This is a genomic window from Streptomyces fulvorobeus, assembly GCF_013167895.1.
Taxonomy (GTDB): domain Bacteria; phylum Actinomycetota; class Actinomycetes; order Streptomycetales; family Streptomycetaceae; genus Streptomyces; species Streptomyces fulvorobeus.
On record NZ_BLWC01000001.1, the window covers coordinates 4,368,008 to 4,380,616 of the forward strand.

Annotated in this window: 9 protein-coding genes; 1 reads left to right on the forward strand and 8 read right to left on the reverse strand. The window is 71.7% G+C overall.

Features of this window, described 5'->3' with window-relative positions; translation table 11 throughout:
- Window positions 1-15: 15 nt before the first annotated feature.
- From Sfulv_RS19890 to Sfulv_RS19925, 8 genes are all read right to left on the reverse strand, one after another.
- Window positions 16-1,473, reverse strand: a complete 1,458-nt coding sequence (locus tag Sfulv_RS19890) for a peptidoglycan D,D-transpeptidase FtsI family protein (protein ID WP_173315934.1) — start codon at window positions 1,471-1,473, stop codon at window positions 16-18.
- Window positions 1,470-2,843 (reverse strand): FtsW/RodA/SpoVE family cell cycle protein, encoded by a 1,374-nt coding sequence (locus Sfulv_RS19895; protein ID WP_173315935.1) that lies wholly within the window; start codon window positions 2,841-2,843, stop codon window positions 1,470-1,472. The genes Sfulv_RS19890 and Sfulv_RS19895 overlap by 4 nt, the downstream gene beginning before the upstream one ends.
- Before the next feature lie 101 nt (window positions 2,844-2,944).
- Window positions 2,945-3,388, reverse strand: coding sequence for an SH3 domain-containing protein (locus Sfulv_RS19900; protein ID WP_173315937.1), 444 nt, complete (start codon window positions 3,386-3,388; stop codon window positions 2,945-2,947).
- A 270-nt stretch (window positions 3,389-3,658) separates the two neighbouring features.
- Entirely contained in the window at window positions 3,659-3,982 is a 324-nt protein-coding gene (locus Sfulv_RS19905; protein WP_173315939.1) for a zinc ribbon domain-containing protein, read from the reverse strand.
- Window positions 3,979-6,093 carry a HEAT repeat domain-containing protein gene (locus Sfulv_RS19910; RefSeq protein ID WP_173315941.1) on the reverse strand — a complete coding sequence of 705 codons (2,115 nt, stop codon included), beginning with the start codon at window positions 6,091-6,093 and terminating at the stop codon, window positions 3,979-3,981. The genes Sfulv_RS19905 and Sfulv_RS19910 overlap by 4 nt, the downstream gene beginning before the upstream one ends.
- 178 nt (window positions 6,094-6,271) lie before the next feature.
- Window positions 6,272-7,162, reverse strand: coding sequence for a non-homologous end-joining DNA ligase (gene ligD, locus Sfulv_RS19915; RefSeq protein WP_173315943.1), 891 nt, complete (start codon window positions 7,160-7,162; stop codon window positions 6,272-6,274).
- Between the two features lie 131 nt (window positions 7,163-7,293).
- The gene (gene ku, locus Sfulv_RS19920) at window positions 7,294-8,343 is read right to left on the reverse strand and encodes a non-homologous end joining protein Ku (protein WP_173315945.1); all 1,050 of its coding nucleotides are present in this window, start codon (window positions 8,341-8,343) and stop codon (window positions 7,294-7,296) included.
- 221 nt (window positions 8,344-8,564) lie between these two features.
- Entirely contained in the window at window positions 8,565-10,094 is a 1,530-nt protein-coding gene (locus tag Sfulv_RS19925; RefSeq protein WP_173315947.1) for a hypothetical protein, read from the reverse strand.
- A 474-nt stretch (window positions 10,095-10,568) separates the two neighbouring features.
- On the opposite strand from Sfulv_RS19925, the gene glyA reads away from it, so the two are divergent.
- On the forward strand, window positions 10,569-11,843 hold the full coding sequence (gene glyA, locus Sfulv_RS19930; protein WP_173315949.1) for a serine hydroxymethyltransferase: 1,275 nt from the start codon (window positions 10,569-10,571) through the stop codon (window positions 11,841-11,843).
- Window positions 11,844-12,609: the final 766 nt, after the last annotated feature.

Sequence of the window (12,609 nt, forward strand, 5' to 3'; positions counted from 1 at the left end):
CGGTGCGTGCGGTGTTCAGCCGTCGAGCGCCGCCCGCATCACGGCTCGCGCGATCGGGGCCGCGCTGCCACCGCCGCTGATGTCGGCCCGGTTCGCGGTGGCGTCCTCCACGACCACCGCCACCGCGACGGCGGGGCGGCCGGAGTTCCTCTCCTGGGCCCAGGAGATGAACCAGGCGTACGGCGTACCGGAGTTGTCGATGCCGTGCTGCGCGGTGCCGGTCTTGCCGCCCACGGTGACGCCCTCGATCGCGGCGTTCGACCCCGTACCGTTCTCCACCACGTCGACCATCATCCGCTGGAGCCGGAGCGCCGTCGCAGGGTTCATCGCCTGCCGGTAGGAGCGCGAGCCCTGCCGCTGGACCGGGTCCCCGTCATGGGTGGTCGTACGGTCCACCAGGTGCGGGTACCGGAGGTCTCCGCCGTTGGCCACCGCCGAGGCGACCATCGCCATCTGGAGCGGGGTGGCCGTGGTGTCGAACTGCCCGATCGAGGACTGGGCGAGCTGGTCGTCGCTCATCTCCGTGTCGAAGTTGCTCTTCGCCACCCCCGAGGGGATCTTCAGCCCGCTGTCGTTGAAGCCGAACCTCCCGGCGGCCTCCACCATCCCGTCGAGGCCCACCTCCACCCCCAGGTGGGCCATCACCGTGTTGCAGGAGACCCGGATCGCCTCGGCCAGCGAGGCCCTGCCGCAGCCGCTCGCCTCGTTGGGCAGCACGGTCGAGGTACCGGGCAGCACATAGGGCGAGGGGGTGTCCGTGGGCTCGTCCGGGTCGCTCACCACGCCGGAGTCCAGCGCGGCGGCAGCCGTCACGATCTTGAAGGTGGAGCCCGGCGGGTACGTCTGGCGGATGGCCCGGTTGAGCATGGGCTGACTCTTCGACGTGGTCAGCCCGGCCCAGGCGTCGGTGACGGCCGAGCCGGTCCCGGACAGCCGCCCGGGGTCGTACGAGGGGGAGGAGACCAGGGCCAGGATTCTGCCGGTGGACGGTTCGACGGCGGCCACCGCGCCCCTGCGCCCGCCGAGCCCGTCGTACGCGGCGCGCTGCGCCGAGTCCTTGACGGTGGTGACGACGTCCCCGCCGGGCTGCCGGCCGCGGGTGAACTCGTTCCAGAGGGGGAGCGGGGCGAGCAGCGGGTCGGTGCCGGAGAGGATGTCGTCCTCGGCGTTCTCGATGAGGGTGGTGCCGTAGGTCTGCGAGGCGTACCCGGTGACCGGCGCGTAGAGCGGACCGTGCGGGTAGGTGCGTTCGTACGCCAGTTGCTCGCCGGTGTCCTCGGAGCCGGTGACGGGCTCGTCGCCGACCAGGATGTTCCCGCGCGGCTGCTCGTAACGTGCCAGCGTGGCGCGGCGGTTGGCGGGGTTGTCGTCGAGTTCGTCGGCCTCGAAGAGCTGGACGCGGGCGGCGTTGACCAGCAGGGCCACGAGCAGCAGCAGGCAGAAGGCGGCCGCCCGGCGGATGCAGGGGATCACGACTCGTCCTCCATGACCGGGGCGACGGCTCCGGTCGGATCGGGGTGCGGGGTGCGGGCCACGTCGCTGACCCGGATCAGCAGCGCCACGATGATCCAGTTGGTGACGACGGAGGAACCGCCCTGCGCCAGGAAGGGCATGGCCATGCCGGTCAGCGGGATCAGCCCCATCACGCCACCCGCGATCACGAAGACCTGAAGGGCGAGGATCGAGGCGAGACCGATCGAGAGCAGTCGGCCGAACGGGTCACGCAGCGCGAGGCCCGCCCGGTATCCGCGGGCCACCAGCAGCGCGTAGAGCAGGAAGACGGCGGTCAGCCCCGCCAGGCCGAGCTCCTCGCCTGCCGTCGCCAGGATGAAGTCGGACTTGGCGGCGAAGCCGATGAGGACGGAGTGGCCGAGGCCGAGGCCGGTCCCGAGCATGCCGCCCGCGGCGAACGCGAACAGGGACTGGGCCAGCTGGCTCGGTCCCTGCCCCGCGTCGATCGAGGCGAACGGGTCGAGCCAGTCCTCCACCCGGCTGTGCACATGCGGTTCGAACGAGCCGACGACGAACGCGCCCACGGCCGCGAGCACCATGCCGACGGCGATCCAGCCGGTCCGGCCGGTCGCCACGTACAGCATGATCACGAAGAGCCCGAAGAAGAGGAGCGAGGTCCCCAGGTCGCGTTCGAGGACCAGGACGCCGACGCTGAGCAGCCAGATCGCCACGATCGGCCCGAGGACCCGGCCGGTGGGGAGCTGGAGCTTCCACAGCGTGCGGCCGGTGTAGGCGAGGGCGTTGTGGTTGGCGGCGAGGTACGCGGCGAAGAAGACCGCGAGGAGGATCTTGGCGAACTCGCCGGGCTGGAACGAGAAACCGCCCACCCTGATCCAGATCCTGGCGCCGTTCACCGCCGGGAAGAAGATCGGCACGGTCATCAGCACCAGGGCCGTGGCGACCGAGAGGTACGCGTACCTCTGGAGCACCCGGTGGTCGCGGAGGGCGATGACGAAGGCGATGAAGAGCGCGACGCCGAGCGTGGACCAGACCAGCTGGGTGGGTGCCGCCTGGTCCTCGGGGGTCTCCAGGTCGAGCCGGTAGATCAGCACGAGGCCGACGCCGTTGAGCAGGACGGCGATCGGGAGCAGCAGCGGATCGGCGTACGGGGCGCGGAAGCGGACGGCGAGGTGGGCGAGCAGGGCCAGCAGACCCAGTCCGCCGCCGTAGCCGGCGACGTCGGGCGGTACGGCGCCGTTCCTGGCGAGACCCACGGCGGCGTATCCGCAGACGGGGATGAGGACGGCCCCGATGAGGAGACAGAGCTCCACCCCGCGCCGCTTGGGCAGGCGTAGCTCGGGCGGGGGAGCGTCCACCCTCGTTGCGGTCATGCCACGCAACGTAGCAAGAGGTGGGCCTTATTTCCCTTATGTCATAGCGCGCCTGCCCCGGGTGACCGATCGGGGCAGGCGCGCTCAGAGGTGCCGTGCGATCAGCACCAGCGGGGGGCCGTGCCGATGTTGGCGATGTAGCGGGCCGAGCCCCAGGCCCAGGTGCCGTCGGTGAGGAGGTACCAGCGGTTGTTGCCGTCGACGTTGTCGCCGCGGGACTTGCAGAAGATGTGCACCACCGCGCCGTACGGGACCTTGCCGACGATGCGGCTGCTCCGGGTGGGGCGGTCGCGCAGCAGCAGTCCAGTCCTGGCGGTCACACGCCCGCGGTAGTCGCCGCGCTTCGCCGCTTCGGCCGCGGCTTCCGCCTTGTCGACGGAGTCGCGGTCCGATGCCCCCGGTTCCGGGGCGTCGGCGCGCACGGCGGCCGGCGGTGCGGCCGGGCCGGCGGCGAGGGCCGGAGCGGCGGCCGAGAGGGCCGCGAGGGTGCCCGTGGCGACGCAGAGAGCTATGCGGCGGATTCCGGGACGGGACTGAGCGGACATGCTGCCTCCAAGAGGAAGGGACGGGAGGCGAGGGGGCCGTGGGGTACGGCCCGTGGCTCGCACGCCTCACGCTAGGTCCGCTCCGAACTGTCCGCAATCGGTAGCTTTACGTCACATACGCCTGGGTTGTCCCTCCGGCGGACGGCCGGGTGTGCCAGTGCTGCTCCCGAGGCGTCCGTGGCCTCCGCTCCTTCGCCGGGCGCCCTTGCTCCGGCCGAGTGCTGTGCGCCTCCGCGCCACCCCGCGGAGGGTGGCGCGGGGGCGTGCGGATCAGCGCTGGTAGGGGTTCTGGCCCGAGCCGGGAGGCGCGTACCCCGGCTGCTGCTGCGACTGGCCGGAGCTCTGGCCGTCCTGGCCCGCCGCGTGCTGCGCGAGCAGCTGCTCGGCCTGCTCCTTCGGGATCTTCTGCTCGCCACCGCAGAACGTGCACTGCGTCGCGTAGCTGGTGGAGAAGGGGAACAGCGGAACGAAGAACAGCGTGAACTTCGTGACCTTCTTGCGCAGCGTGTGCGCCGCCGGGTTGCCGCACCAGCCGCAGACCATCGTCAGGATGGCGAGCTGGTACAGATATCCCTTCGTACCAAAGATGATCATGATGTGGTTCCCTTCCCCGCGTTCCCCTGCAGCGTCCGCCGGCACAGCGCCAGGAGCTGTTCGTCCTCATGTGTGTCGTGACCGCCGTACCCGCCGTCCATCGCGTTGTGACGGCGGACCGAAGCGAGCTCGGCGTTCAGCGCACGTGTTACCCCCGACCCTGCACCAGCGGCCCCCATCCGCGCCAGGCATTCCGCGACCCGGACTCTGACGTGACGGTTCTTCTCCCAGGCCGCAAGCAGTACGGGCACCACGTCACCGGCCCTCCCCGTCACCTCCCAGAGGGCGATCGCGGCGTCCACCCGCAGCCACAGCTCCTCGTGCCGCAGCAGCGCGCGCAGCTTCGGCGCGGCACCGGCCGCCCGCTCGCCGAGCCCGCCCAGCGCGCTCGCCGCCGCCCGCCGGTCGTGCACCTGCTCCGCCCACAGCCCCTCGGTCAGGACCGGCAGCACGGTGTCCGCGTCCCCGTCGACCGCCCACAGCGCCTCGGCCGCCGCCGTCGCCGTCGCGGTCCCCGGACGGCGCAGCAGCGCCCGCAGGTCCGGGACGGCGCCCCGCGCCGCCGGTCCGAACGAGCCGAGCGCCCGCAGCGCCGCCGTACGCAGCCACTCACCGCGGTACTCCGGCGCACCCCGCAGCAGCCGCAGCACCTCCGGCGCCGCCTCGCCAGCCCGCAGCGCGGTCACCCCGCCGAGCAGCGGACTCGCCCGGTCGTACGCGCTCTCGTCGAGACGGACCTCACCCAGCCTGCGCCGCAGGGCCCCGGCGAGCGGGGCCGCCGCGGCGCCGAGATGCCCGATGGCGAAGCCCACGTCGTGCGGGACCTCCGGCCGTTCCAGGGCGGCCGCCAGGGCAGGTACCACCCGGGCGTCCCCCAGTCGGGCCAGCGCCTTCACGGTGGAGCCGAGCCCCGGCGGCCCGCTCGCCCACTGCCTCACCCAGGCCCCGGGGTCCGCCGCCATCCGCCCGGCCAGCGCGTCGGCGGCGGGGGCCGCCAGGCCGAACAGTTCCTCCAGTACGTGGGAGGCGGCTTCGACCAGCCCCGGCTCCGGATCGGCGAGCTGGGCGCCGATCAGGGCGACCAGCTCCTCGTACGAGCCGCGCCAGGCCGTGATCAGCCCACTGCTCATCCGCACGGCGTCGACGCGCTGCCACCGGTCCGGGCTGCGCAGCTGGTCGGTCAGCAGCGCGGTCCGCTCGGCGACCCGGTCGTCCAGGCCGACGTGGAGCGTCCGCAGCAGGTCGGCCGACCAGGGCGCGCTGCGGCCCGCGGACTCCTCGGCTGACAGGGCCCGCAACTGGCCCACCAGTGTCGGGGCGCCGGTGTGCGCTGCCGGGTCTGCGCCCGGGAGCGGTCCGGGGTCCGCGGGCGGCTCGGGCGCCGGGGGGACCGACCGCAGCTCCCGCATCAGCCCGGCGACGACCGCCACGATGTCGTGGGGGAGCGAGTCGGGGGAGCAGCGCGCGAGCTGGGCGAGCGCCGCGAGGCGCAGCCCCGGCCCGTACTCCCGCGCCGACAGCCGGCTCAGCCACTCCGCCGCGCGGCCGGCGAGCGGGCGGTGGCGCAGGGCCACCCTGCCCGCCGCCTCGACCAGGGCCATCCGCACCTCGTCGTCGGGCTCCACGGGCAGCCGCTCCCGCAGCAGGTCCAGCACCCGCACCGGGTGGCTGTGCAGGGTGGCCAGAGCCAGTGGGGCGGCGAGCCGGACGGCGGGGTCCTCGTCGGCGATCAGCTCGAAGAAGATCCCGGCACTCGCCGAGACGGCCGCGGCTGCCATCGCGTAGTTGGCGGCTCCCTCGTCCCCGCCGATCTCGTCCTCGTCGTCCTCGTCCAGATCGATGCCGCCGATGCTGGTCAGCAGCTCGACGATGCACCCCCGGTCCTGTATGCCGGGGTCCACCACCAGCTCGAAGAGGAAGGGGATGCACGCCAGCGTGCACCCGTACACGTCACCCTGGTGATGGACGGCCCCGTACATGCCGTCCAGGGCGCTCTCACGCTCGGCCGGGTCGTCGGACGCCAGGCCGCGCAGCAGCTCCGGCACATCGTCGGCCGGCCCGTAGGCATGCTCCATCGAAGCCCACTCGACCTCGTCGATCCCCGCGAACACGCCATCCCCTCCCCGCGAACGCCCCTGCACCCGACGGAAGACGCCGCGGTCTCAAGCAGCGCCTGGGCAGAGTGTGCACCACGCCCCCGGCAATCCACCCGCGACTTGTGGCCTTTCCTGGCAGAGTCACAGTGACGTAATCAGGGCGTTTCAGAGACCCCGGGACAAGGGACGCCCGTCACCCCGGCAGCGGCCGGGCCAGATCCGCGTCGAAGAGCGGACCCAGCAGATCCCCGTACCGTTCCAGCCGCGCGGCCATGTCCCCCGCCAGGAAGACCAGCTCGCCGGGTGCCCCGCAGCCCTCGATCTCCTCCCAGGTGACGGGTGCGGAGACCGTCGGTTCGGCCCGGGCGCGCAGGGTGTACGGGGTGGCGGTGGTCTTGGCGGCGGCGTTCTGGCTGAAGTCGACGAACACCTTTCCCGGGCGCAGTGCCCGGGTCATGCGGTGCACGACCAGCTCGGGCAGGGCGTTCTGGGCCTCCAGGGCCAGCCCCTTCGCATACGCGGACACCTCGTCGGACGGGGCCGGTTCCAGGGGCACCAGGAGGTGCAGGCCCTTGGACCCGGACGTCTTGCCGTAGGCGCTCAGCCCGTCCGCCGCGAGCCGTTCCCGCAGCCAGAGACCCACGGCGCAGCACTCCACGACGGTCGCGGGCGCCCCGGGGTCCAGGTCGAAGACCAGCCGGTCCGCCATCCGGGGGGCATCGGCCCGCCACTGCGGGGTGTGGAACTCCACCACCAGATTGGCCGCCCACACCAGGGAAGCCAGGTCCTGTACGACGACCTGGCGCGAGTTCTCCCCCTCGTGGCGCTGCACCCGGGCCGTCCGCACCCAGTCGGGGGTGCCGGGCGGCGGATTCTTGGTGAAGAACCGCTGCCCCTCGGGGCCGTCCGGATAGCGCAGGAAGGACACGGGCCGGTCGTCCAGATGCGCGAGCAGCGGTGCGGCGGCCGTGGCCGCGTAGTAGTGCAGTACTTCGCCCTTGGTGGTCCCGGTGGCCGGATACAGCACCTTGTCGAGGTTGGTGAGGGTCAGCCGCCGCCCCTCCACGTCCGTGATCGGCGTCATACGACCAGAATCACACGAAACGCGGCTGAGGCTGCGTCGCGGAGCCGATCGGGTGGTGGCGTCGGCGCACGACGGCTGTGGCGTGGCCGGATGTGGCGTGTGGGCCGGCGGTGAGGGGCGCGGCGGCCAGGTCAGGCGGAGGCGCGCTTGGTGGCCTTCTTGGCCGCCGTCTTCTTCGCGGCGCTCTTGCGCGCGCCCTTCGCGGCGGTGGAGGTCTTCTCACCGCCGGACTCCTTCGGCGCCGCGGCGGTCTTCTTTGCCGCGGCGCCCGTGGTCCTGCGGGCCGGTGTGGCCTTCTTCGACGCCGTCTTCTTCGCCGGGACCTTCTTCGCGGTGCTCTTGCGGGAGGGCAGCGTCCGGACCTCGGCGTCCGTCTCCTCGTCTTCGCCGGCCTGCTCCCCACGTGACTCCCTGGCCGCGCGGACGCTGTTCTCCAGAGCGGCCATGAGGTCGATGACCTTGCCTCCCGTGGGAGCGGCCTCCGCTCCGTGCGGGGGCTCGACGCCCTGGAGCCTGGCCTCGATCACCTGCTGGAGCGCTTCCTGGTACTCGTCGTGGAGCGCGGACAGGTCGAAGTCCTGGGAGAGCATGTCCATGAGGGATTTGGCCATCTGGAGCTCCTGCGGCCGGATCTGCACGTCTCCCTCCGGCGCGACGCCGGCGGCGGGCCGGACCTCGTCGGGCCACAGGCAGGTGTGGAGGACGAGGGTGTCCTCGTGCACGCGCAGGACGGCGAGCGACTCCCTCGACCGGATGGCGATCTTCGTGACCGCGATCTGTCCGGATTCCGTCAGGGCCTCTTTGAGCAGTGCGTAGGGTTTCTCCGCTGCCCGGTCGGACGTGCCGACGTAGTACGCCTTGGAGAACATCAGCGGATCGATGGTCTCCGCGTCGACGAAGGCCAGCACGTCGATGAGCTTCCTGCTGGGAAGGGGGAGCTCGGCGAGGTCCTCGTCCGAGAGCATGATCATGCTGCCGTCCGGGGCTTCGTAGCCCTTGGTGATCTCCTGGTAGGAGATCTCGGTGTCCTCGGCCTCGCACACGCGCCGCATGCGCACTCGGGAGCCGTCCTTCTCGTGTACCTGGCGGAGCGGGATGTCGTGCTCCTCCGTGGCGGTGAACAGCTGCACCGGAATCGTGACCAGGCCGAAGGAAATGGCCCCCTTCCAGGTCGCTCTCATGCGGTTCTCCTCTCCTGGGCCTTCAGGCTAAGCCGAGGCCAGGAGCCGCGACACTCGACGACCACCCTCCTGTCCCGGCATAAATCCCCCTTCATGCCGGGCAACCGGGGACTGGTGTTCGGGTGCGGCGAGTGGACCCGCGAGGAAGCCGGACACGGCCTCCGCCGCCACCCGGCCGCCCCCGCCCCCGCCGCCACCCGGCCGTCCGCGCGGCCGTCCCGTCAGCCGGCCGCCGCCGGGTTGAGCGGGCCAGGTATGGAGGGCAGGTCGAGCCCCGGGGACGAGTCGCGCTCGGTCGTGACGTACGTGCAACTCGTGTACGTGTAACCGGGCTCGACCTTCGACCCCGACGAGTAGCTGTCCACGTCCGCAGACGCGCCGGTGCCGTGCTTGTACAGGAAGTGGTAGTCACCCGCGGGCAGCCGGAGTGTCGCCTTCGGGTAGCTCCTGCCGCTCGCCCGGCAGGCGCGATCCGGCCCGGTCGACGGGCTGTAGCGCTCGCAGCTTCCGCACCCCTTGAGCTCGACGGTGCCTGAGACCGGTCCGGTGTAGAGGATCTCCACCGCGCTCGGCGCGTCGTTGCTGATGACGAGCTCCATCCGGGAGCCGCCCGGCTTCCTGCGGGGCGGCAGCTTCCTTCCCGCCGCCGGCCGGTCCTCGGCTATCTCGGCGGCGATGGCGATGTCCCGGGCGTGCCCGCGGCGCCCGTCCTTCCTGTAGGTGTCGGCGAAGCCGGTCAGCGTCTCCCGCGCCTCGGTGAACTTCTTGTCCCTGAACTCGTCCACCCCGCAGGCGTAGACCCCGTCCCTGACGGCGGCGTCGGCCTTCACGCTCAGCGCGGACACGGTCTCGTCGGGCATCGCGGCCACGGTGGCGCCGATGCGCCGTAACACCTCGGTCGCCGCGCAGGGTTCGTCCCCGCGCACCGCCCGGGTCTGCTCCGCCATCTTCCCGGTGACCGCCTGGCCGACCTTCCCGGCCGGTGCGGAGTCGGGCAGCGTACGCAGCAGCTCACCCAGGTCGCCGCCGTCCGACGCGTCGGACGCGTCGCTCCCGTCACCGAGCCTGGACACCCCGCACCCGTACAGCGACTCGGCGAGCGGGTCGTCGGGCCACCCGGCCAGCGGGCCGAGCAGTCCCGGGTCGACCGAGTCCGGCACGGTCCGCAGGTAGGTCAGCGGCTCGACGGCCTGGCAGTGGTCCTTCGCCCGGTACGGTGCCGAGACCGCCTCGTAGTACGCCTTCAGCCGTGCGGGCACCAGTTTCCCGGCCCGTGAACCGGCGTGTTCCTCCCCGAGCTCGCGGTAGACGGCGAGTGCGGACCGGTACTCCGCCCGCGCTGTCGGGAACGGCTTCCCGGACGCGGCGGCGACGGCCCGGTCCCCCTTCTCCAGCCGGTCGAGCAGCATCTGCTCGACCGCCTCGTCCCGCTCGGAGCCGTACACGACCACCGCGCACGCCGGAACCCCCAGCAACACCACACCCAGCCCGGCCGCCACCAACGGCCGCCATGAGCCGCCCACGGCCGTACGCCGGGCGGTCCACGCCCCGTCGGCGGCGGCGAGCGCCAGAAGGACGACGAAGGCGACGACGATCCCCGTGGACATCCCATCGGCTTCGGCGGGCAGCGCGGCCAGCAGCAGCCCACCGGTGGCCGCCCAGCACAGAGCCGCCCTGGCCCAGCGCCGCATCAGCGCGTAACCGAGGCCGAGACCCGTGAGATTGAGCAACGCGACGGCCACGGAACGCACTGCCGCGCCCGGGGGCGGCGGCCCGACCGAGGGAGGACCGGCCGGTGGCTGCGGCGGCCCGACCGAGGGAGGTCCGGTCGGCGGTTCCGGCGGCCCGCCGTACGACTGCCAGGGACCCGGCTCGGGCCCGTCGTGCTGATGATCCCCCGCCGACATACGGTCCCCCAACCGTCGAACGCACTCAAGTCTCCCGGTAGCTGCCCGTTTTCCTCACGTCCGAATCACTCGGTCGACACACGTTCCGGCGGCCCCGTATCGGCGGTCCACAGGCCGGATATCCGCCCCGCCGTTCGCGTCGGCCGGTAGAGTGCGCAACGCCGCGACTGGCGCGTACCCCGGCAGGGGTCCTGTGTGGAATCGACCACGAGGGAGCGGCACACCCCGGGCCCGCCCGGGAGCGTCACCGCCGGAGAGCCGTCCGCCTGGGCATCCGGGTCCGCACCGCAGCGATGCGACCGACCCGGGAGAACGCCCATGACCGCACCCGTCACCCGCCACCCCGCCCTGGCCTCCGCCGATCCGGAGATCGCCGCCCTGGTGGCCGCCGAGGAACAGCTCCAGGCGGACACCTTGCGCCTGATCCCCAGTGAGAACTACGTGTCGGCCGCCGTGCTGGAGGCGTCCGGCACGGTGCTCCAGAACAAGTACTCCGAGGGGTACCCGGGCAAGCGCTACTACGAGGGCCAGCAGAACATCGACCAGGTGGAGAGCCTCGCCGTCGAGCGCGCCAAGGCGCTCTTCCGCATGGACCACGCCAACGTGCAGCCGTACTCCGGTTCACCGGCCAACCTCGCCGTCTACCTGGCGTTCCTCAAGCCCGGTGACACCGTTCTGGGCATGTCCCTCCCGATGGGCGGCCATCTGACCCACGGCTGGGGCGTCTCCGCCACAGGCACCTGGTTCCGCGGAGTGGGGTACGGCGTACGCCGCGACACGGGCCGGGTGGACCTCGACGAGGTACGGGACCTGGCCCTCACCGAGCGCCCCAAGGTGATCTTCTGCGGCGGCACCGCCGTGCCCCGGACGATCGACTTCGCCGGCTTCGCCGAGATCGCCCGCGAGAGCGGAGCCGTCCTCGTCGCGGACGTCGCCCACATCGCCGGTCTGATCGCCGGTGGCGCGCACCCCTCGCCCGCGCCGTACGCGGACGTCGTGTCCACCACCACCCACAAGACCCTGCGCGGCCCGCGCGGCGCGATGCTGCTGTCCCGGGCGGAGCACGCGCGCGCCATCGACCGCGCGGTCTTCCCCGGCCTCCAGGGCGGCCCGCACAACCAGACAACGGCGGCGATCGCGGTCGCCTTGAAGGAAGCAGCAGACCCCGGCTTCAGCGACTACGCCCACCAGGTGGTCGCCAACGCGCGTGCTCTGGGTGAGGGGTTGGCGGCCCGAGGCTTCGACCTGGTCTCGGGAGGCACGGACAACCACCTCCTGCTGATCGACCTCACCGCCAAGGCCGTCCCCGGTAAGCTCGCGGCCAAGGCGCTCGACCGTGCGGGCATCGTGGTGAACTACAACACAGTCCCGTACGACCCCCGCAAGCCCTTCGACCCGTCCGGTATCCGCATCGGCACGCCTGCCTTGACCTCACGCGGCATCCGCGCCTCCGAGATGGGCGCCGTCGCGCACTGGATCGACCTCACGGTCGAGGCGGCCCGCACGGGCGACGAGGCCACGATCACGAAGGTCCGCGCCCAGGTGAAGACCCTGATGGACGCCTATCCGGCGCCGGGCCTGCGGGTGGCCTGACCGGCGGATGGCGCGACGGCCTCAGCGCTCCGGGCGCGGCACTGAGAATCAGACGGATTCCCGGATTCCCGGATTCCCGGATTCCCGGATTCCCGGATTCCCGGATTCCCGGATTCCCGGATTCCCGGATTCCCGCATTCCCGGAGCGCCGAGGCGGCACCGCCGAGATCGACCGGCCTGGCCGCGAGGGTGGCCTCGGCCAGGCGCGGTGGAAGCACCGCGCGGAACTTCAGGCCGTACAGGGTGCGCGGGTCCACGGCGGGGAGACGCGGCGGCCTCCGCCCCGTAGGGGATTGGGGGCGGGATCGTCTCGGCCCGCTCGAGTACATCGAGCGGGCTGGCGGGCTCGATGTACTACTTGCCACGGGGCCACGTACCGCGTGCGCTATTTCTGTGACGCAACGAAGGCGATGTATTCGTGCTCGTCTTCGAAGATCACAAGCATCTTTCCCCGCTCTCCGAAAGGATCGTCAGGTCTCGCCCGATCACCTCCAGCAGAATCGCCGGCCAGTTTGGAGAAAGGCAAAGGAACTTGAGCCAGGGAAAGTTCTGCAACCCTGTATGAGCGATCAGGGTTTTAGGGAATGCGTGGTCTTCGGCTACCGACCGTACCCAGATGGCTAGATCGTGAAGCGACTCGGTGCTGAGCCTGCAGTCAGGCGGAGTGATTGACCGTGTAAGTCGGGCAAATTCGGTGGTTGCCCAGGCGAGGATTCTCTGGCGCCTACCAAGTGCAGGAACATGTCATTATGGAAGGCTTGTCTGA